Origin of the sequence: Mycobacterium yunnanensis, from assembly GCF_025823185.1 — a bacterium.
Classification (GTDB): Bacteria; Actinomycetota; Actinomycetes; order Mycobacteriales; family Mycobacteriaceae; genus Mycobacterium; species Mycobacterium yunnanensis.
In genome coordinates, this window is record NZ_JACKVK010000004.1 from 57,324 (window position 1) to 78,523 (window position 21,200).

At 70.0% G+C, this 21,200-nt stretch carries 15 protein-coding genes and 1 tRNA gene; 13 read left to right on the plus strand and 3 right to left on the minus strand.

Annotated elements, in window-relative coordinates; all coding sequences use genetic code 11:
* The first annotated feature begins 63 nt into the window (after nucleotides 1–63).
* From H7K45_RS31425 to H7K45_RS05695, 4 genes are all read left to right on the plus strand, one after another.
* Nucleotides 64–702 carry a GntR family transcriptional regulator gene (locus H7K45_RS31425; RefSeq protein WP_263994808.1) on the plus strand — a complete coding sequence of 213 codons (639 nt, stop codon included), beginning with the start codon at nucleotides 64–66 and terminating at the stop codon, nucleotides 700–702.
* Nucleotides 699–1,949, plus strand: a complete 1,251-nt coding sequence (locus tag H7K45_RS05685) for an MFS transporter (protein ID WP_263994809.1) — start codon at nucleotides 699–701, stop codon at nucleotides 1,947–1,949. The genes H7K45_RS31425 and H7K45_RS05685 overlap by 4 nt, the downstream gene beginning before the upstream one ends.
* 385 nt (nucleotides 1,950–2,334) lie before the next feature.
* Nucleotides 2,335–3,804: a hypothetical protein gene (locus H7K45_RS05690; protein WP_263994810.1), complete on the plus strand. Its 1,470-nt coding sequence runs from the start codon at nucleotides 2,335–2,337 to the stop codon at nucleotides 3,802–3,804.
* Nucleotides 3,805–3,864: 60 nt separating this feature from the next.
* A complete protein-coding gene (locus H7K45_RS05695; RefSeq protein ID WP_263994811.1) occupies nucleotides 3,865–4,656 on the plus strand; it encodes a bestrophin-like domain in 792 nt (263 codons plus the stop codon).
* Between the two features lie 4 nt (nucleotides 4,657–4,660).
* Here H7K45_RS05695 and H7K45_RS05700 read toward each other — a convergent pair whose 3' ends face one another.
* Nucleotides 4,661–5,569, minus strand: a complete 909-nt coding sequence (locus H7K45_RS05700) for a hypothetical protein (protein ID WP_263994812.1) — start codon at nucleotides 5,567–5,569, stop codon at nucleotides 4,661–4,663.
* 91 nt (nucleotides 5,570–5,660) lie between these two features.
* Between H7K45_RS05700 and H7K45_RS05705 the strand changes: the two genes are divergently transcribed.
* Nucleotides 5,661–6,995, plus strand: a complete 1,335-nt coding sequence (locus H7K45_RS05705; protein WP_263994813.1) for an acyltransferase family protein — start codon at nucleotides 5,661–5,663, stop codon at nucleotides 6,993–6,995.
* Here H7K45_RS05705 and H7K45_RS05710 read toward each other — a convergent pair.
* Nucleotides 6,943–8,412 carry an FAD-binding oxidoreductase gene (locus tag H7K45_RS05710; RefSeq protein ID WP_263994814.1) on the minus strand — a complete coding sequence of 490 codons (1,470 nt, stop codon included), beginning with the start codon at nucleotides 8,410–8,412 and terminating at the stop codon, nucleotides 6,943–6,945. The genes H7K45_RS05705 and H7K45_RS05710 overlap by 53 nt on opposite strands.
* Before the next feature lie 68 nt (nucleotides 8,413–8,480).
* Here H7K45_RS05710 and H7K45_RS05715 point away from each other — a divergent pair, with 68 nt between their 5' ends.
* Together H7K45_RS05715 and H7K45_RS05720 are read left to right on the plus strand one after the other, a co-directional pair.
* Nucleotides 8,481–10,817: a Tex family protein gene (locus tag H7K45_RS05715; protein ID WP_263994815.1), complete on the plus strand. Its 2,337-nt coding sequence runs from the start codon at nucleotides 8,481–8,483 to the stop codon at nucleotides 10,815–10,817.
* Nucleotides 10,818–10,881: 64 nt separating this feature from the next.
* Nucleotides 10,882–11,817, plus strand: coding sequence for an NAD(P)/FAD-dependent oxidoreductase (locus H7K45_RS05720; protein WP_263995081.1), 936 nt, complete (start codon nucleotides 10,882–10,884; stop codon nucleotides 11,815–11,817).
* 11 nt (nucleotides 11,818–11,828) lie between these two features.
* On the opposite strand, the gene selD is transcribed toward H7K45_RS05720, so the two are convergent.
* Nucleotides 11,829–12,830 (minus strand): selenide, water dikinase SelD, encoded by a 1,002-nt coding sequence (gene selD, locus H7K45_RS05725; RefSeq protein ID WP_263994816.1) that lies wholly within the window; start codon nucleotides 12,828–12,830, stop codon nucleotides 11,829–11,831.
* Between the two features lie 39 nt (nucleotides 12,831–12,869).
* Here selD and H7K45_RS05730 point away from each other — a divergent pair.
* The 6 genes from H7K45_RS05730 to nrfD all read left to right on the plus strand — a co-directional run bounded on the left by H7K45_RS05730 (nucleotide 12,870) and on the right by nrfD (nucleotide 21,187).
* Nucleotides 12,870–12,964, plus strand: a tRNA-Sec gene (locus H7K45_RS05730).
* 23 nt (nucleotides 12,965–12,987) lie between these two features.
* Complete coding sequence (gene selA / locus H7K45_RS05735) at nucleotides 12,988–14,265, plus strand: L-seryl-tRNA(Sec) selenium transferase (RefSeq protein ID WP_263994817.1); 1,278 nt, start codon at nucleotides 12,988–12,990, stop codon at nucleotides 14,263–14,265.
* Nucleotides 14,256–15,956, plus strand: a complete 1,701-nt coding sequence (locus H7K45_RS05740; RefSeq protein ID WP_263994818.1) for a selenocysteine-specific translation elongation factor — start codon at nucleotides 14,256–14,258, stop codon at nucleotides 15,954–15,956. The genes selA and H7K45_RS05740 overlap by 10 nt, the downstream gene beginning before the upstream one ends.
* 46 nt (nucleotides 15,957–16,002) lie before the next feature.
* A complete protein-coding gene (gene fdh, locus H7K45_RS05745; RefSeq protein ID WP_263994819.1) occupies nucleotides 16,003–19,266 on the plus strand; it encodes a formate dehydrogenase in 3,264 nt (1,087 codons plus the stop codon).
* Nucleotides 19,263–20,180, plus strand: coding sequence for a 4Fe-4S dicluster domain-containing protein (locus tag H7K45_RS05750; protein WP_263994820.1), 918 nt, complete (start codon nucleotides 19,263–19,265; stop codon nucleotides 20,178–20,180). Before fdh ends, H7K45_RS05750 begins: the two co-directional genes overlap by 4 nt.
* On the plus strand, nucleotides 20,180–21,187 hold the full coding sequence (nrfD, locus tag H7K45_RS05755) for an NrfD/PsrC family molybdoenzyme membrane anchor subunit (RefSeq protein WP_263994821.1): 1,008 nt from the start codon (nucleotides 20,180–20,182) through the stop codon (nucleotides 21,185–21,187). The genes H7K45_RS05750 and nrfD overlap by 1 nt, the downstream gene beginning before the upstream one ends.
* Nucleotides 21,188–21,200: the final 13 nt, after the last annotated feature.

Consider the following 21,200-nt stretch of genomic DNA (forward strand, 5'->3'; position numbering starts at 1 on the left):
CGCCGACGTGACGTCGCCGACACCTTGCATGCAAGCTTGCATGCAAGGTGTTAGCGTGGCGTCGTGACCGAGACCTCGAGCGCCCAGCGCGCCTACGACATCGCCAAGGAGCAGATCCTCTCCGGCGGCGTTCGCGGCGGTCAGCTGCTCAGCGAAGTGGAGATGGCGGCGCAGCTGGGGATCAGCCGCACCCCCGTGCACGAAGCATTCCTGCGCTTGGCCGCCGAAGATCTACTCGAACTGATGCCCCGCCGTGGCGCAGTCGTCGTCCCGATCTCTGCCCATGACGCGACCGACGTGCTGGAGATGCGCCTCGCGCTCGAAACCGCGGCCGTCCGCCGCCTGTGCCGATCCGCTGATGCCGTCGACGCACTCTTCACCGATCTGACCGCATTGATCACCCAGCAGCGCGACACCGCCTCCGCCGGTGACGTACACCAGTTCGCGGCTGCCGACGACGCCTTCCACCGCCGCATCGTCGAGGTGGCGGGAAATGCCATTGCGCACCGCTTCTACTGCTCCATCAGCGAGCGGCAGCGACGCATGATGGCCGACGCCGCCCGTTCCGAGTCCTCGCGGCTGGCCGCCCTGGTCGACGAGCACGACGAGCTCGCCGCCGCAATCGGCGCACGCGATCTGGCCCGCTTCGAAGCTGCCCTCGTCGGGCACTTGGAGGCGACCTACCGGGTGACGATCCGATGACCAGCACGATGCGGTCCGTCGCGGCCACCACGACGCGACGGGCCTGGCTGGCCGTCGCCTTCGCCGCCTTCTGCATCGGTTGGGGCGGAAACGAATTCACCCCGTTGCTGATTGCCTACGCCCAGCAGGCGGGCTACTCCCGCGTCGACGTCGACGTCCTGCTTGGTGCCTACGTGTTGGGGTTGGTGCCCGGCTTGCTGCTCGCATCCACGTTGTCCGACCGGCACGGTCGCCGTCCGGTCATGGCCGTCGGGGTAGTCGCGTCGGCCATCGGCAGCCTGACCCTCGCCGTTGGCGACGTCGCCGGGTTCTCGGCGCTGTTCGGCGGACGTCTGCTCAGCGGTCTGGCCGTGGGCATTGCGATGGCGGTCGGGTCGGCGTGGATCACCGAGCTGTCGAAGCCGCCGTTCGACGACGCCGACCCGGGCACCGGCGCTCGCCGCGCCTCGATCTGCCTGTCGATGGGTCTGGGTGCAGGCCCGCTGTGCGCGGGTCTGCTCGCCGCCTTCGCGCCCCTGCCGCTGGTGCTCACCTACGTCGTCCACGTCGTGCTGTGCGCGCCCGCGCTGTGGGCAGTGCTGACCCGATCCGTCGAAACCCGCACCGAAGGCTCGACGCGGAGCCTGCTGCAAGGTCTCCGCGTGCCCGCCGCTACACATCGTCGCTTCACCCACGTCGTGATTCCCATGGCGCCGTGGATCTTTGGCTCCGCGGCCATCGCCTACGCCATCGTGCCCGCGCTCGTCGCCGACGAGCTCGGGCAGTGGGCGCTGCTGTACACCGCCGGGCTCACCGTGCTGACCCTGGCTTGCGGCGTGCTGGTGCAACCGATCGCTCGGCGCCTCGACGACGTGTCGAGCGCCCGAGCCGTGGTCGTGTCGATGGTGCTGATGATCGCGGGCATCCTCGCCGCGGTGTTCACCGCGCTGACCCGGTCGCCCGTGCTGGCCGTGCTCGTCGCGATGCTGCTCGGTAGCGCCTACGGAATCGCCATCGTCTCGGGACTCCTCGAGATCCAGCGCATCGCCGCGCCCGACGAGCTCGCGGGCATCACCGGGGTGTACTACTCACTGGCCTATGTCGGTTTCTTGTTGCCGGCAGCGCTCGCGGCCCTGGCTCGTTACGTCACGTACCCGGTGATGCTGACCGGCGTCGCGGTGGTCGCAGCGGCGTGTGCGGTGCGATGCGCGTCGGGCTGGTCCAAGCACCTCGACACGGCCCGCCCCTTCGAGATGCCGAACCGGTGACGGGCAGGTAAGTTCCGTTTCGCGGGGCTGCGGTGACGTTGCCTGCGGCCCCGCCCCCAAACTTCGCCAGGTCAGAGCGCTGCGCGCCCATGGTTCGCCGGTGGCAAAGGCGGGCTGGACCATGTCACATTTCCTGGTGGTTTGCTGAAACGTCAATTGGTCTACTCGTCTCGTGCGAAGGCGGACCGGGCAGATTGCGTCCGACCGGCTGTTGTCGCAAGGCATGGGGTGAGGCAATCCGACACGCCCGTAGGGGGAGGACGGGCTCATCGCTCCCCCCTGCCACTTGAGCCCACCCGCGCGCGGGAGCGTATACGCTTCGTCGGTCGAGGACCGCTGAGTAGCACGCGGTGTCCCTCGCCACGAGCGGATTCAAGGGGACGCCATGGGGCGACACAGCAGGTCCACCCATTCACCACGCCACGCGGCGGCTGACGGCACCGGTGCGGCGATCCTCGTTGGCCGGGTCGGCGCGCTGGCGGTGGCGCTGGGCATCGGCGCCGCCGTCGCCGGCGGCACCGCGGTCGCGTACGCCGACACCACCAGCGGCGATGGGGCCGCAGCCGGAAGTCGCCCGGCGTCGTCGAGCACCACCGCGGCCGACACCGCCTCGGCCGGCGGTCGCGAGGCCGAGGGCCCGGCGCATTCGCCCGGACCCGACACCGGCGCGCCGGGCCCGACGAGCCCGAAGCCGTCCAAGCATTCGTCACCCGTCTCCGTCGTCGGCGCCACCAAGGTCACTGCCACCGGCAACGACGCCGTCGCCACCGCATCCGACGAGCCGTCGACCACGACCACCGCGCCGCACGCCACCGGGCGCGTCAACGGCGCGGACGACGGGTCCCAGTCCGTCACCACGTCCGCCGAGTCCGCCCCGGCTACCACGACCGTCACCGGTTCGGCCCCCGTCGCCAAGGCCTCCTCGTCCACCCGCACCGGCGACGCGCCTGTAGCTCCGGCGCCCGTCGCGCTCGGGGCCCTGCAACTGATCCGCCGTGAGACCGAAACCGTCGGCCTCGCCAAGCCCGCCGCCGCAGTCACCGAGCTGGTCACACCGGTCACGTCGGTCGACGCACCCCAGGCTGCCGTCGTCGCGGCGCCCAGCCCCACCGACGTCGCGCACACTCCCTACGGGGACGTCGGCACCTGGCTGCTTGCGCCCAACGGTCAGATCGCGAACTACGGTGGCGTCCCCCATGACGCCAAGACCGTCCTGGAACCCGTCAACGTCATCATCCTGGACCCGAGCTCCACCAGCACGGCGGAATCGCTGGCACGTCTGGACGCGGCCATGACGCGCGCCGGCTTCCCGGCCCAGCCGATCCACAGCACCGGTTTTCAGGGCGTGATCGACGGCACGACCTACGGACAGCAGCCCGCCGGATTCCTGCAGGCGTTCTCCGACGACTTCTTCCTGTTCCCCAACGACCACGGTCGCGTGTTCGGACCGGCCCCCGCCACGACCGGCACGGGGTACGTGTACACGGGAGCCTTCAGCACCGAGCAGCTCAACCCGGCCAATCCGTTCACCCACGAATACGTCTCCTCGACGATGGCGCGCGACGAACTCGCACGCCGCCTCGTCGCGAGCGGCGCGGCGACGGTGGTGGGCGTCGTCCCCCTCGGAAACGCCTACGACGACGGCAGCTTCACCACCGGCGACCACGACGGCTACGCGGTGGTACTACAGCTGACCCCGGGCGTGGTGGCGGTGTTGCCGACGGGCGGGGTGCTCGGTGCCGCATGCGGTCACGTCGACGACCTGCCAGGGCCGGTGGCCCGCCAGTTCGCCACGGGGCTCTGCGTGTTCGCGGCGTCGGTGTCGAATGCGCTGGGATTGCGCTCGATTATTTGACGAAGCAGTCATAATTGCCAGGCGGACGGCTCGCGTCTGCGCGACTGGGGGACGCTGCCCGTGATCTGGCTGCTGCAAATGCCTGCTCCGCTACTCGGGTTCCTCGCCGTCGGCCTCGTCGTCGGGCTGTCGGTGGGCGGGCTGTTGATCTTCCGAAAGCTGGTGTCGCACACCAGGCTCGAGAACTCGAACGTGGTCTCGGGGCAGGTGTTCCAACTCGCCGGCGTGCTGTACGCGGTGCTCGTCGCGTTCGTGGTGGTCGTCGTGTGGGAGCAGTTCGGCGACGCCGAGGACGCGACGCAGGCCGAGGCCAGCGCCATCGCGGAGTTGCTACGCGACTCCACCGCAATCCCTGCCGTGTCGCGGGACGTCGTGCGGCAGAGCCTGATCGCCTACACCCGCGACGTGATCGACGACGAGCTGCCACGCATGCGGCGTGGTGAGACCGTCGAAGAGGAGTCCGGCCCCATGAGCGAGGTGTGGTCGGCGTATCTGAGCGTTCAGCCGCAGAGCCGCAACGAGATTGCGTTCTTCGACCACGACATCGTCAAGCTCAACGACCTGAGTGCCAACCGCAAGATGCGCGTGTCGGCCGGTGACGCCGCGGTGCCGGGAGAGCTGTGGGTGCTGCTCATCGGCGGCGGCATGGTGGTCATGGCGTTCACGTTCCTGTTCGGCACCCGCGACGTGGTGCTCCACGCATGCGCGGTGGGGTTGACCGCGGGACTGATGGGTTTCGTCATCTATCTGATCTTCGCCCTGGAGCATCCGTTCGTCGGAGCCCTGTCGGTCAGTCCCAGCCCGTACGTCAACGTCCTGCAGACCTGGGCACACCAGCACCCCACGCCGTGAGCGGTCACGCGCCGTAGGTCGACACTCCCGACGGCGTCACCTCGAAGGCGTGCACCGCACCGTCGACGCTGCCCGTGCAGGCCACGCCACCGGGAATCGCCATGCAGACCGCGCCGATGCCGTGGACGCGGTGGCCGACGGGGAGTTGCTTCACCGGGCCGGGGTAGGCCGGTGTGGCGAACCTCGGGGCGTCGGTGCGGCGGATGCCCGAGGGTCCCGGCAGTTGGGCGTACACCTCGTTCTCACCCCCCAGGACGCGTGGAAGTGGTCCGTCGCAACCGATTTCGCCACCGCTAAACGTCACGATCGAGCACGTGAGACCGCCCTCGACGTGGAACACCGGGAACAGGTTCTTGGCGCCTTGGCCGACGATGTAGGTGTCGTCGCCCAGGATGAAGTCGTTGGGGTCGGGGAAGCCGGGTGGCAGGCCCGCCGTGGCGGGTCCGATGCCGGTGCCCTTGGGGGACACGACCATCCATTGCGCGACGGGCTGACCCTTGGTGCAGGCGGTGTAGGAATCGGCACCCACCGCGCATTCGAAGTCGCCGAAGACGATCTTCTGCCCCTCGCGCAGCAGCGGGGCCGCGTTCCCGGTCGACTTCACGAAGCGATGGTTCGCGGTGGTGGACAACCCGCGGGTACTGGCGTCGGGGCTCAGACCGATCTCGTTCACCTCGGGCGCCGTGCCCGGCAACCGGCCGTCGCACCCGACGACGTTGCGGTCGGGAAGCATCGCGCACAGCAGCCCGTCGGGGGTCTGGAAGTACAGCTCGTTGCCCATCACGTACGGGTAGGTGGACACCGTGGTGAAACCGCTCAAATCGGGCTGTGGCGTCGCATCGGCGTTCGCCGGTGCCGCGGGCGCGGCCATGACGCCGAAGAGGATGGTCAGGACGATCAGTGCAAGGCGCATCACCGAGCAATGTAGGCGAATGCGGCCCCGCGACCCAAAGTCGCGTAGTCCTACTCAGCCGCCACGGCCGGTCGGCCGTCATGCTGGTGACATGGAACTGACCCGGTCGTCGTCGCAGGCACCCACGGTGGCCGACGACTCCGCACCCGTCCGCGACCGCGCCGTCGACGTGGCCCGCCTCGCCGCCCTGGTGGTGGTGATGTTCGGGCACTGCGCGCTGCTGCTGGCCACCATCGACACCGGTGGACTGCGCATCGGCAACCTGCTGGGCACACTGCCCGTGATTCAGCCGGTGACGTGGATCGTGCAGGTCATGCCGCTGTTCTTCCTGGCCGGCGGCGCGGCAGGTGCGTACGGCTGGCGGCCGGGGACGGCGTGGGGCACGTGGCTTTTCACCCGCTCGCAGCGGCTGTGTCGACCGGTGTTCTGGTATCTCGCGGCGTGGGTTCTTGGCTTGTTGGTGACGCGCGCGGTGCTGGGCGCCGAATCGGCCGCCGACTTGGGGCGCGAATCAGTCGCGTTGCTGTGGTTCCTGGGTGTGTATCTGGTCGTGCTGGCCTTCGTGCCGATGCTGACGCGATTGCGCACGGGGGGTGCGGTCGCGCTCGTCGTGGTGGGCCTGCTGGCCGCCTCGGCCGCGACGGACGCCGTTCGCATCGCCGTCGGGACCCCGGAGGCCGGCGTGGCCAACTTCGTGTTCGTGTGGCTCATCCCGGTGGTGATCGGCGTGGCATACGCCCGCAACCTGCTGAACACGTGGGCAACGCTCGCCGCGGCGGTCGTTGCGTTCGCCGGTGCGGTACTGGCGGTCGCCGTCGGCCCCTACGAGGTGTCCCTGGTGGTGACCGGTGTCGAGCGGCTGTCCAACGTGTCATCGCCCACGCTGCTGCTCGGGTTGCACTGCACGTGGATGTCGTGCCTGTTCGTGCTGGTCGCCGGACCGATCCGCCGCTGGGCGGCGCGGCCCCGGGTGTGGCGCGCAGTGGCTCTCGGCAACGGCGGGACGATGACGCTCTACCTCTGGCACATCCCCGCGATTGCGGTCGCCACCTTCGCGCTGCACGCCGTCGGGGTCGACGCCTTCGACGTGCACGCTCCCGGGTTCTGGGGCCGCCTCGCGCTGCGGGCCGCCGTGTTCGCCGTCGTGATGACGCTGGCCTTCCTGCTGCTGTCCCCGCTGGAGCATCGTCGGCTGCCGTGGTGGGACGCCTCGGCGCGCGCGGGTGGGACCCGTTCGGCAGCCGCGGGGGCGTTCACGTGCGTTGCGGGTGTGGCGGTGCTGCTGATGGCGAAGTACGGGCTCAGCGGAGTTCAGGGGTGGTCGGCGCTCGGAGGCTTCCTCGTCGCGGTCACCGTTGCCAGGGTCTGCGCGGTCACCAGTCGAAGCTCGACCACATCAGCCGTCCAGGGTCGTAGCGCTGCCTGAGCGTGCGCAGACGCACGAGGTTGGAGTCGAAGTAGCGCTGTGCCGGGCTCGACTGTTCGAGGTAGTTGACGTAGCCGCCCGCTGAGTGGTCGCCCAGTGTGCCGTGGGCGGCGGTGAGCCAGCCCGCGGCGGCGTCGACGAGGGGAGTCGTCGGGGTCTCCACGTACCACTGCACGCTCGCCGCATGGCGCCGCCACGGGAACGCGGTGGCGTCCGGGGCGACGTCTTGGATTGCGCCGCCGAGTGATTCGACCACCATCGTCGCAGGGACCAGGTCGCGCGGCCAGGCCGACGTGGCGGCCACCAGCGCGGCCGCGGTCACCGGGGTCATCTGGCTGACCACGTCGGTGCCGGCGACGAAGGCGCGCGGTCGCACGGCGTCGGGGCCACCGCCGAAGTAGGCGACGAAGGCCGGGCGGTCGAAGGTTCGGATCGTCCTGCTGATCTCCGGCGCGCCGATCGCGGCGACGACGTCGTCGGCGAGGCTCGGGCCGGCCCCCGGCGGGGTGGCCAACACGACCGAACAGCGCGTGGGATCGGGGCCGACGGTGACGTTGACCATGCCCCACACCCCGTGGTCGGCCGCGGTGAGCCAACGGTGCCAGCCGACGAGGACCTCGGCCGTCGCGTCCCCGTCGAAGGCCAGTGTGACGACGTCGCGGTCAGTAGTCGGGTACGTGGTGAACGTGAACGACGTCACGACGCCCCAGTTCGCACCGCCGCCGCGCAGTGCCCAGAACAGGTCGGCGTCCTCGGCGGCCGAGGCCGTCACGACCTCGCCGCCGGGGAGGACCACCGTCGCCGAGGTCATCGCGTCACACGTCAGGCCGTGGCTGCGGGCGTCGGCGCCGAGGCCGCCGCCCAGCGCGAGGCCCGCCAGACCGACCGACGGGCAGCTGCCGGTGGGGATCGACCGCCCCAGAGGGCTCAGGGTCCGCTGCACCGAGTCGATGTCGGCGGCCGCAGGAACGGTCGCCGTGGCGGCAGCGGCGTCGTAGGTGATCGGGCCGCCCAGGCGGCGCAGGTCGAGGACCATCGTGCCGCTCGCCGTGGACGCACCGACGTAGGAATGACCGCCACTGCGCGAGGTGACCTGCACGTCGTTGGCAGCGGCGAAGGCGAGCGCCCGCTGCACGTCGGCCACCGACCTGCAGATGACGACGGCGACCGGCGTGGACCCCGAGAAGCGGGTGTTGAACACGGTCTTGGCGGAGCCATACGTGGGGTCCGACGGCAGCACGGCGAGGTCGCCCAGGTCGGCCCAGCGCGGTGGGCCCGACCCCGACGGGGACGGAGAGGGTGTCGGTGTCCCGGAACCTGGCGCCGCAGGGGGAGAGGCGCACGACCCGAGGACCGCCGCCGCGGCCACGCCGAGCGCGCCGCGTACGAAGGCCTGCCGGGAGAGCTCAGCTGTCATGGCTCGATGATTCGACCACACGGGGCTGACGGACAGGGGGCGTCGGCGGCATTGGGTAGGGTCTCGGCGTGACTCAGAGCCTGACCGTCAAGTCCGTAAACGCCCGCCTTGCTGACGAACTGGCCGTTCGGGAAGCCCAGGTGGCCGCGACCGTGCGGTTGCTCGACGAAGGCGCGACGGTGCCGTTCATCGCTCGCTACCGCAAGGAGATCACCGGCAGCCTCGACGACGGGCAGCTGCGGCTGCTGGAGGAACGGCTGGGTTACCTGCGCGAGCTCGACGCCCGCCGCACCGCGGTGATCGCCTCCATCAAAGAGCAGGGCAAGCTGACCGACGAGCTGCGGGCGGCGTTGCTGGCGGCCGACACCAAGTCCCGCGTCGAGGACATCTACCTGCCCTACAAGCCGAAGCGGCGCACGAAGGCGCAGATCGCCCGCGAGGCCGGCTTGGAACCGTTGGCCGACCGGCTGCTCGCCGATCCCACGCTGGTGCCGGACGCCGAGGCCGCGGGATTCCTCGGTGACGACGTGCCCGACGCCGCGGCGGCGTTGGACGGGGCGCGGCACATCATCATCGAGCGCGCCGCCGAGGATGCCGAACTCGTCGGCGCCGTGCGCGCCAAGTTCTGGGCCGACGGCACTCTGCGGACGTCGCTGTCGACCTCCGATGCCGCCAAGACGCCTGCGGCACAGAAGTTCCGGGATTACTTCGACTTCTCCGAGCCACTGGAGAAGATGCCCTCCCACCGCGTGCTCGCGGTGATGCGCGGTGAGAAGGAGCAGATCCTCTCGCTGAACCTCGACGGCGGTGACGAGGAGATCTACCACGCGATGGTCGCCCAGACCCTGGGGGTGGACCTGTCCGCGCAGGCTCCCGCCACCGCGTGGCTGGCGACGACGGTCAAGCTGGCGTGGCGGGTCAAGCTGATGGTGTCGGCCGCGGTCGACGCGCGCGTCAAGCTCAAGCAGCGCGCCGAGCTGGACGCGGTGTCGGTGTTCGCCAAGAACCTCAAGGACTTACTGCTCGCGGCGCCGGCGGGCACCCGCACCACGTTGGGTCTCGATCCCGGCTTTCGGACCGGTGTCAAGGTGGCGGTGGTGGACGCGACGGGCAAGGTGCTCGACCACACGGCGATCTTCCCGCACCAGCCGCAGCAGAAGTGGGACGAGTCCAAGGCCGTCCTGGGTGCGCTGATCGCGCGTCACGGCGTCGACCTGATCGCCATCGGCAACGGCACCGCGTCACGCGAAACCGACGCCTTGGCAAGCGAACTCATCAAGGACATCGCGGCCTCGGGAGCAAAGGCGCCCGTGAAGGCGATGGTCAGCGAGGCTGGCGCATCGGTGTATTCGGCGTCGGCGTATGCCGCACACGAACTTCCCAACCTCGACGTGACGATCCGGGGTGCGGTGTCGATCGCGCGACGGTTGCAGGATCCCTTGGCCGAATTGGTGAAGATCGACCCGAAGTCGATCGGGGTGGGCCAGTACCAGCACGACATCACTCCCGGGACGCTGGCGCGCAGCTTGGACGCGGTCGTCGAAGACGCCGTGAACGCCGTCGGGGTGGACCTCAACACCGCGTCGGTACCGCTGCTGGCACGGGTGTCCGGGGTGACCGACACAATGGCCGAGGCAATCGTCGCCCACCGCGAGTCGACGGGCCCCTTCCGCAACCGCTCGGCGCTGCTGAAGGTTCCCCGGTTGGGTCCCAAGGCCTTTGAGCAGTGTGCCGGTTTCCTGCGGATCACCGACGGTGACGACCCACTCGACGGATCGGGTGTGCACCCCGAGTCCTATCCGGTGGTGCGGCGCATTCTGGACCGCGCGGGCGTCACGCTGGCCGAGCTGATTGGCGACTCCCGGACGTTGAAGTCGTTGCGGCCGGCAGACTTCGCCGACGATCGGTTCGGCATCCCTACGGTCTCCGACATCCTCGCAGAGTTGGAGAAGCCGGGCCGTGACCCGCGGCCGGCGTTCTCCACGGCCACCTTCGCCGCCGGGGTGGAGAAGGTGGCGGATCTGAAGGTCGGCATGGTGCTCGAAGGCGTGGTGACCAACGTGGCCGCGTTCGGGGCATTCGTCGACGTCGGCGTGCACCAGGACGGGCTCGTCCACGTCTCGGCGATGTCGGACCGCTACGTCTCCGACCCGCACGAAGTGGTCAAGTCGGGACAGGTGGTCAAGGTCAGGGTGCTCGAGGTGGACGTGGACCGGCAGCGCATCGGATTGACGTTGCGGTTGAACGACACTCCGCAGCAGAAGGGGCCGGGGAAGTCTTCGCCGCCGAAGGCCAAGGGCGGCAAGCCGACTCAGAGCCGACCCCGGGACTCCGGGCGACGCGAGACGCCAGCGCCGTCGGGCTCGATGGCCGACGCGCTGCGCAACGCCGGATTCGGCCGCTAGGCGGACGCCAGACTGACCGCCGAACCGAGGTTTGCCGGCGCCGGGCGTGGAAACACCGCCCGCCATGACCGAGGTGTGGGAGTGTGCCGTCGTCGGTGGCGGCGCGGCAGGGTTGAGTGCAGCGCTGGTCCTCGGCAGGGCTCGGCGGCGGACCATCGTGGTCGACGCCAACGAGCAGAGCAACCTCGCCGCACCCGTCGTCGGCGGTCTGCTGGGATACGACCAGGGTGCACCGTCCGAGTTGTACGCCTTTGGCCGAGCGGAACTGTCGGCCTATCCGAGCGTCGAGTACCGCCGCGGGCAGGTCGACGGCGGTCGTCGCGTCGAGGGTGGTTTCGAGCTCGACCTGGACGACGGGTCGACTGTCGTCACTCGCCGGGTGCTGCTGGCGACGGGCATGCGGTACGGCCAGCCGGAGATCCCCGGAGCGGCCGAGCTCTGGGGCACGTCGGTGTTCCAATGCCCCTTCTGTCACGGCTGGGAAATGCGCGGCAAGCGGCTGGCCGCACTCGCCGCGGGAGAGCGGGCCGTGCACGCCGCCGTGATGCTGCGCGGATGGACCGACGACGTCGTCCTGGTGACCGACGGACGACCGGGATTGTCGGAGGCCGACGAGCGTGCACTGGGCAAGGCCGACGTCACCGTCGAGCATCGTCGGATCGTCGAGTTGACCAGCGAGAGGGGTGAACTCACCGGGATCGCCTTCGCCGACGGGACGCGGCTGGCCCGCGACGGGCTGCTCGTGGAAGCACCGCTGAAGCAGCGGTCGTCGCTGGCTGAACAACTCGAGACCTGCTGCGCGCCTGCCGAATTCGAGGCGCAACCGGTGGACGTCGACGCCATCTTCCGGACCAAGGTGGAGTCGGTGTTCGCCGCAGGTGACGCGTGTACCCGGGAGCCGCATCTCTCGAGCGCGATCGACTCCGGCTGCCGGGCGGCGATGACCATCGTGCAGAGCCTGTTGGCCGACGAGTTCGGTCTGCCGTATCCGCCGACGTGAACGACCGGCGCTCAGCGCACCACGATCGCGTGCTCGCCCCGCGGGACCAGTTCCCCGATCACCGGCGCGCCAGGGATCTCCCCGGCGATCAGAAGACCACCGGAGGTCTGGGCGTCGGCGAGCAGCAGCGCTTCGTCCTCGTTGACTGCGGCGAGGTCGACGTGCGGCGCCACCCAGTCGAGGTTGCGCCGCGTCCCGCCGCTGACGTAGCCCGCGGCAAGAGCGTCCCGGGCACCGTCGAGGTAGGGCACCGCCGAACTGTTCAGTACGGCGGTCACGCCGCTGGCCCGGGTCAGCTTGAACAGATGGCCGAGCAACCCGAAACCGGTGACGTCGGTGGCACATTCGACGCCCGCTGCCAGCGCGGCGACCGAGGCGTCGCGGTTGAGCGCCGTCATGGTCTCGATCGCCTGCTCGAAGCGTTCGCCGGTCGACTTGTGCCTGCTGTTGAGCACGCCGATGCCCAGCGGCTTGGTCAGCGACAGTGGCACGCCCGGTCGACCGGCGTCGTTGCGCAGCAGACGCCGAGGATCGGCGACGCCGGTGACGGCCAACCCGTACTTCGGCTCGGGATCGTCCACGCTGTGCCCGCCCGCGAGGTGACAGCCCGCCTCGTTGCACACGTCGAGTCCGCCGCGCAGCGTCTCGGCGGCCAGCTCGTAGGGCAACACGTCCCGCGGCCAGCCCAGCAGATTCAGCGCGACCACCGGCTTCCCGCCCATCGCGTAGACGTCGGAGAGCGCGTTGGCCGCCGCGATACGGCCCCAGTCGTAGGGGTCGTCGACCACTGGCGTGAAGAAGTCCGTCGTGGCGATCACGGCGGTGTCGCCGACGAGGACGGCCGCTGCGTCGTCACCGTCGTCGAGTCCGACGAGCAGCTCCCCGGCGGGATCGTGCGGGGCGGCCTTGGTGAGCCCGCGGACGACGTCCTCGAGCTCGCCGGGCGGGATCTTGCAGGCGCAACCGCCACCGTGGGCGTACTGGGTCAGTCGGTATGTCTGTCCTGTGGCCATGGCCTCCATCGTGCCTGTCATGATGGGGCGATGGGCCTGGGAGGCGTATCTGGTCTGGTGACCGGCACGATCTTCAAAATCGCTGAGCGGCAGTCGCTGCCGCTGGCGGGTTCGATTCCCGTCCGCCTCCGCCATGAACCACGCCATGGACTTCGTCATGACTGACCCCCGCCGCCGGGTTCCCCGCACCGACGCGCTGCTTGCCGACCCGCGGCTCGTCGACGCGCAGCGACTGCTCGGCCGCACGCTGGTCAAGGCGGTGATCGCCGACGCGCAACAGCTCGCCCGCGCCGGTGACATCGCGCCCGACGACGTCGCCGACCACGCCGTCGCCGCGCTGCCCGTCAGCGCCGCCAGTCTCAAGCCGGTGATCAACGCAACGGGTGTCATCGTGCACACCAACCTCGGGCGCGCCCCCCTGTCCCGGGCCGCGGTCGACGCGGTCGTCACCGCCAGCGGCGCCACCGACGTCGAGTTCGACCTGGCCACCGGTCGTCGCGCCCGCCGCGGTCGCGGTGCACTCGCGGCGCTTGGCGACGCCGTCCCCACGGCGCAGGGCGTGCACGTCGTCAACAACAACGCCGCGGCGCTCCTGCTCGCCGCGATGACGCTGGCGCCCGGCCGGGAGATCGTGGTCAGCCGCGGTGAGCTGATCGAGATCGGCGACGGGTTCCGGCTGCCTGAGCTGATGCAGTCGACGGGCTCCCGGTTCCGGGAGGTGGGCACCACCAACCGCACGCACCTGCGCGACTACGCCGACGCGCTCGGTCCCGACACCGGCTTCATCCTGAAGGTGCATCCGTCGAACTACGTGGTCAGCGGGTTCACGGCCGGGGTGTCGGTCGCGGAGCTCGTGACGCTGGACGCGACCGTCGTCGTCGACGTCGGCTCGGGCCTCTTGACGCCGCACCCGCTGCTGCCGGAGGAACCCGACGCGACGACGGCCCTGCGTGACGGCGCCGACCTGGTCACCGCGAGCGGCGACAAGCTGCTCGGCGGGCCGCAGGCCGGTCTGCTGTTCGGCTCCGCCGACCTCGTCGAGCGGTTGCGGCGCCATCCTGCCGCGCGGGCGTTGCGCGTCGACAAGCTGACGTTGGCCGCGCTGGAGGCGACACTGGTCGGACCGCCGACTCCGGTGGCCTCGGCACTGGACGCGGACGTCGCGTCACTGAAGGCTCGCGCGGTCGAGTTGGCGGGGCGGTTGCCCGGTGCCGAGGCCGTCGACTGCGTCGCCGCAGTCGGTGGCGGCGGCGCACCGGGGATCGAATTGCCAAGCGCGGCAATCAGTTTGTCGGCGTCCTACGCGGTCGCCCTGCGCGCCGCCAGGCCGGCGGTGGTCGGCCGCGTGCAGGACGGTCGATGCCTCCTCGACCTGCGGACCGTCGCGCCCGAGGACGACGAGGCGCTGGTGGCAGCGGTCCTGGCGTGTACGTAGTCGCGACCGCCGGGCACGTCGACCACGGCAAGTCGACGCTGGTGCAACGGCTCACCGGGAGGTGGCCCGACCGCCTCGCCGAAGAGCAGCGCAGGGGCCTGACCATCGACCTCGGATTCGCGTGGACCACGGTGGACGGGCGCGAGCTGGCGTTCGTCGACGTGCCAGGGCACGAACGGTTCGTGGGAAACATGCTCGCCGGGTGCGGCGCGCTGCCCCGAGAAAGCGCGGTGATGTTCGTCGTCGCCGCGACCGAGGGCTGGATGCCGCAGTCCGACGAACACCTCGCCGCGCTCGACGCGCTCGGCGTGCGCCACGCGCTGGTGGTGATCAGCAAGACGGACCTCGCCGATCCGGCGGACGCCGTCGAGCAGGTGCGACAACGCTTTTCGTTGACGTCCCTGGCCGATCCGCCGGTGGCGCTGGGCACCGACCTCGACGCGGTGCGGGCGGAGCTCGTGGGTCTGGTCGACCGGCTGCCGGCACCGGACCTGGACGCCGACGTGCGGCTGTGGGTCGACCGGTCGTTCACCATCCGCGGTGCGGGAACCGTCGTCACCGGCACCCTGGCCGCGGGGGTGCTGCGCGTCGGCGACGAACTGGAACTCGACGGCCGTCGCGTCACCGTCCGCGGACTCCAGTCCCTCGAGGCGGACCACGACGAGGTGGGCGCCGTCGCGCGCGTCGCGGTGAACCTACGGCGGGTCGACCGTCAGCAGGTCGGCCGCGGCGACACGCTGCGGACGCCAGGAGCGTGGCTCGACACCGCGGAGGTCGACGTCGCGCTGCGCTCGGCGGGCAAGCTGCACGATCAGTTGGTGCTGCACGTCGGCTCGGCGGCGGTGCCGGTGCACGTCCGCCCGCTCGGGGAGGCCGCCCGACTGCGGCTCGCACGGCCGCTGCCACTGCGCGTGGGCGACGTCGGCCTGCTCCGCGACCCGGGGGAGCACCGGATCGTCGCGGGCGTCGAGGTGCTCGATCCCCGCCCACCAGGGTTGCGCCGCCGCGGGGCGGCCCGCGCACGGGCCGGGGAACTGGCTGGCGGCTGCGCCCCGCCTCCGGTTTGTGCCCGGTCAGATGATCTGCGCGCCATGGGATTTCGCGCCACGGGTCTACGGATCGGGCAGTGGGTCGTCGACCCGTCGTGGTGGGCGCAGCGCCGCGACGACGCGTCGAGGGCCGTGACCTCGTGGTCGGCGCAACACAGCGTCGCCGCGGGCATGCCCCTGGAAGCCGTGCGGCAGCAGGCCGGGCTGCCCGCCGCCGATCTGGTGCCGGCACTGCTCGAGGGCACGGGCCTGGTCGTCGCAGACGGCTACGTCCGACCGCCCAACGCCACGCTGCCGCCGCGGGTCGAGCAGGCGGTGCGCACCGTCGAGGAGTGGCTCGCCGCCGAGCCGTTCCGTGCGCCGGAGGCCGACGAATTGGCCGAGTTGAAGCTGGGACCGGCAGAACTGGCCGCGGCCGTGCGGGCGGGCCGGTTGACGAAGATCGCCGACGGCGTCGTCCTCGGAGCGGATGCGCTGGGCAAAGCTACGGAGCTCCTGAAGGCGCTTCCGCAGCCGTTCACCGTGAGTGACGCCAAGCGCGCCATGGGCACGACCCGCCGGGTGGCCGTGCCCCTTCTCGAAGTCCTTGACGGACGACGGATTACGCGTCGCGGCGTCGATCACACGCGGACGGTGGTTTGATTGACCGGACGGCGGGTAACTGCCGTCCGTCCGAGAGGAGACTGCCGTGGACGTCAAGAAGCTCTTCGAGTCGTGGCCGGTGTATCAGCAGCTCACCGGTGACGACAAGCTCGGCCGCGGCAAGGCGGCCCAGTCCAAGCGCTCCCTCGGTCTGACCCCACGCACCGCCGAGGCCGACCACGTCGCACACTCGGTGTGCCCGTTCTGCGCCGTCGGTTGTGCGCAGAAGGTGTATGTCAAGGACGAGAAGGTCGTCCAGATCGAGGGCAACCCGGACAGCCCCATCTCGCGAGGCCGGTTGTGCCCCAAGGGGTCCGCGAGCAAGCAGCTGGTCACCGGGCCGCAGCGCCTGACCAAGATCCGCTACCGCCCGCCGTATGCCACCGAATGGCAAGACCTCGAGCTCGACACGGCGATGAACATGGTCGCCGACCGCATCCTCGACGCGCGCGAGCGTGGCTGGCAGCAGTTCGACGCCGACCGCAACACGCTGCGCCGCACGATGGGCGTCGCCAGCCTCGGTGGCGCGACGCTCGACAATGAAGAGAACTACCTGATCAAGAAGTTGTTCACCGCGATGGGTGCGTTACAGATCGAGAACCAAGCGCGTATTTGACACAGCGCCACGGTTCCCGGTCTGGGAGCCTCCTTCGGGCGCGGCGGGGCGTCGGACTACCAGCAGGATCTCGTCAACGCAGACTTCATCGTCATCATGGGGTCCAACATGGCCGAGGCTCATCCCGTGGGCTTTCAGTGGGTGATGGAGGCCAAGTCGCGCGGCACCGAGGTGGTGCACGTCGACCCCCGCTTCACCCGCACCAGCGCGCTGGCGGATCAGTACGTCTCGCTGCGCGCGGGCAGTGACATTGCCTTCCTCGGCGGGGTGATCAACTACATCCTGTCCAACGGGCTCGACTTCCGGGAGTACGTCACCGCGTACACCAACGCCTCGTTCCTGGTCGACGAGAGCTATCAGGACGCCGAGGATCTCGACGGTTTGTTCAGCGGCTACGACGACGCGACCGCGTCGTACGACCCGTCGACGTGGCAGTACGAGAACACCGGCGCCAAGGGCGGCGGCTCGGGAGCCAAGGAGCAAAGCTTGGCCTACCAGGCCGGATCGGGCGGCCCACCGGTGGAGGGCGGCGCGAGGGACATTCCGCGCGACGAGACGTTGGAGCACCCGCGGTCGGTCTACCAAATCCTCAAGCGGCACTACGCCCGCTACACCCCGGAGATGGTCGAGCGGGTGTGTGGCGTGCCCGCCGAGCAGTTCCTCGAGGTGGCCCGCAAGTGGACGGAGAACTCGGGCCGGGAGAAGACCGCCGCGCTGGTGTACAGCGTGGGGTGGACGCAGCACACGCTTGGTTCGCAGTTCATCCGCGCCGGAGCGATCATCCAGCTGCTGCTGGGCAACATCGGCCGGCCCGGGGGTGGGGTGTTCGCGTTGCGCGGGCACGCCAGCATCCAGGGGTCGACCGACGTGCCGACGTTGTTCAACCTGCTGCCCGGCTACCTGGCGATGCCCAATCAAACGCATGCCACGCTCGCCGACTACCTCGACGACATCGTGGGCAAGAATCAGAAGGGCTTCTGGCACAACGCCGACACGTACATGGTGTCGCTGCTCAAGGAGTACTGGGGCGAGCACGCGACCGCCGAGAACGACTTCTGCTTCGACTACCTGCCACGCATCAACGGGGACCACGGCACCTACCGCACGGTGATGGACATGGTCGACGGCAAGGTCTTCGGCTACTTCCTGCTTGGCCAGAACCCGGCGGTCGGGTCGGCGCACGGGCGGCTGCAACGCCTCGGCATGGCGAACCTGGACTGGCTGGTGGTGCGCGACCTCGTCGAGATCGAGAGCGCGACGTTCTGGAAGGACGGACCGGAGATCGAGACCGGCGAGATCTCCCCGGAGACGTGCCGGACCGAGGTCTTCTTGTTCCCGGCGGCATCGCACGTGGAGAAGGCGGGCACGTTCACCCAGACGCAACGAATGCTGCAATGGCGCGAGAAGGCCGTCGAGCCGCCGGGTGACGCGCGGTCGGAGCTGTGGTTCTTCTACCACCTGGGCCGGATCCTGCGGGAGAAGCTGGCCGCCTCGACAGACGAGCGGGACAGGCCGCTGCTGGATCTGTCGTGGGATTACGCCATGGAGGGCGACGAGCCGTCGGGTGAGGACGTGCTGCGTCGCATCAGCGGCGTCGACCTGACGACGGGCCGGGCGGTAGAAAACTATCTGTCGCTGAAGGCCGACGGGTCGACGATGAGCGGCTGCTGGATCTACAGCGGCGTGTACGCCGACGAGGTGAACCAGGCGGCACGGCGCAAGCCGCACACCGAGCAGGGACCCTACGACAACGAGTGGGGTTGGACGTGGCCGATGAATCGACGTGTGCTCTACAACCGGGCGTCGGCGGATCCGCAGGGCCGGCCGTGGAGTGAGCGCAAGAAGCTCGTCTGGTGGGATCCCGAGGCACGGGAGTGGACGGGCTATGACATCCCGGACTTCGAGAAGGGCAAGCCACCGGACTACCGGCCCTCGCCGGACGCGGTGGGCGTGGCGGCGCTGCACGGCGACGACGCGTTCATCATGCAGGCCGACGGCAAGGCGTGGTTGTTCGCGCCGAACGGCGTGGTCGACGGCCCACTGCCGACGCACTACGAGCCGCACGAGTCCCCGGTGCGCAACGCGATCTATGCCCAGCAGGGAAACCCGGCCCGAAAGGTCTACGGGCGCAACGACAATCCGTCGAACCCGTCACCGCCGGAAGCGCACGGCGAGGTGTTCCCCTTCGTGTTCACCGCGGCGCGTCTCACCGAGCACCACACGGCCGGCGGAATGAGCAGACAACTGCCGTACCTCTCGGAGTTGCAGCCCGGTTTGTTCGTCGAGGTGTCGCCGGCGTTGGCCGCCGAACGCGGACTGACGCACATGGGGTGGGCGCACGTGGTGACGAGCCGGGCGGCGGTGGACGCGCGGGTGTTCGTCACGGAGCGGATGCGACCGTTGCGCGTCGACGACCACGTGGTGCACCAGGTTTGGATGCCCTATCACTGGGGCGGCAAGGGACTGGTCGACGGTGACGTCGTCAACGATCTGCTCGGCGTGGTCGTGGACCCCAACGTGTTCATCCAGGAAAGCAAGGTCGCGACGTGCGACATCCAGCCCGGACGCCGCCCGCGCGGACCGCTGCTGCTGGAGTATCTCGCGCTGTACCGGGAGCGGGCCGGCATCACGGTCAAGACGGGCACCGACCTGGACACGACGAAGCGCTCGACCGACCACACGGAGGACTCGTGAGCGACGAACAAGTTGGGCCGCACGGCAACAGCTTTCACGGACCGCTCGCGGATCCGGCGGCCAACGCCGGATACGAGGAGCATCCGCCGCGGGTGGGGTTCTTCACCGACACGTCGGTGTGCATCGGTTGCAAGGCGTGCGAGGTGGCGTGCAAGGAGTGGAACGACGTACCCGTCTCAGGTGACGGGGACGGGTTCGACCTGTTGGGGATGTCGTTCGACAACACCGGAAATCTCGGCGCGAACTCGTGGCGGCACGTGGCGTTCATCGAGCAACCCGGCAAACCGCCGGTCGACCTCGGCATGCCGGAGATCACGAAGCAAGCAGCCGAGATGGTGGGCGAACTGCCCGACTTCCGGTGGCTGATGGCCTCGGACGTGTGCAAGCACTGCACGCACGCCGGCTGTCTGGACGTCTGCCCGACCGGCGCGCTCTTTCGCACGGAGTTCGGCACGGTGGTCGTGCAGCAAGACATTTGCAACGGCTGCGGATACTGCGTGTCCGGCTGCCCGTACGGGGTGATCGAGCGGCGAGAGACCGACGGCCGGGCGTGGAAGTGCACGCTGTGCTACGACCGACTGCACGACGGGCTGGAGCCGGCGTGCGCGAAGGCGTGCCCGACCGACTCGATCCAGTTCGGAGTGCTCGACGAGTTGCGCGAGCGCGCGGCGCAGCGCGTCGAGGCCTTGCACGACCGCGGCGTCACCGAGGCGCGGCTCTACGGTGAGGATCCGGACGACGGCGTCGGTGGCGACGGAGCGTTCTTCCTGTTGCTCGACGAGCCGGAGGTCTACGGGCTGCCGCCGGACCCGGTGGTGCCGACGCGCGACGCCGGCGCCATGTGGCGGTACGCGGGCGTCGCGGCGTCGGCGTTGGTGGGCATCGCGGTGTCGGCGTTCATCGGGCGTTCCTGATGCGCGAATTGAGTAGCGAGGCAGGCGCTTCGGACCGCAACGCCCAGACGCGACATCGTCGCCGGGGCCGCGACGACATGGCCGTCCCGTCGGCGGAGTTCCGCTCCTACTACGGGCGGCAGATCCTCAAGTCGCCGGTGTGGAATTGGATGATCGCGGCGTACCTGTTCTCTGGTGGGCTGTCGGCGGGGTCGGCGATGCTGGCGGCCGGGGCCGACCTGACGGGCCGCACCGAGTTGCGCCGGGTGTCGCGGATCGGCGCTCTGGTGAGTCTGCTTGCCAGCATGTACTTCCTCGTCGGCGACCTGGGACGGCCGGAGCGCTTTCACCACATGCTGCGGGTGGCCAAGCCGAGCTCGCCGATGAGCATGGGCACGTGGATCCTCACCTCCTACGGGCCGGGCGCAGGTCTGGCCGGAGTGGCCGAGCTGATGCCCGCCCGGGTGCGGCGGACCTGGGTGGGCAGGCTGCTCGGATGGGCAGCCCGGCCCGCTGGCCTGGAGGCGGCGGCGGTCGCGCCGGGGTTGGCGTCGTACACCGCAGTCCTGTTGTCTCAGACGGCCGTTCCCGCCTGGAACGAGGCGCACCCGTATCTGCCGTTCGTCTTCACCGGTTCCGCGGCGGCCAGCGGCGGCGGACTGGGCATGCTGTTGGCGCCGGCGGGGGAGTCGGGACCCGCGCGGCGGATGGCCGTCGCGGGTGCGGCGCTGGAGGTCGCGGCGTCGCGCACGATGGAGCGCCGGCTGGGTCTGGTCGCCGAGGCATATCAGACGGGGCGTCCGCACCGCCTGCGGCAAGCCTCGGAGTGGCTGACCGTCGCCGGGGCAGTCGGCGCCGTCGTGGGGCGCCGCCGTCCGGCGCTGGTGGCGTCGGGTGCGGCTCTGCTTGCGGGCAGTGCACTGCAACGGTTCGGCGTGTTCGAAGCGGGCGTCGCGTCGACGAAGGACCCGAAGTACGTGGTGGTGCCGCAGCGGGAGCGGCTGGCGGAACGGGCCGCGGGTCAGTAGTCGGATGGGGCTC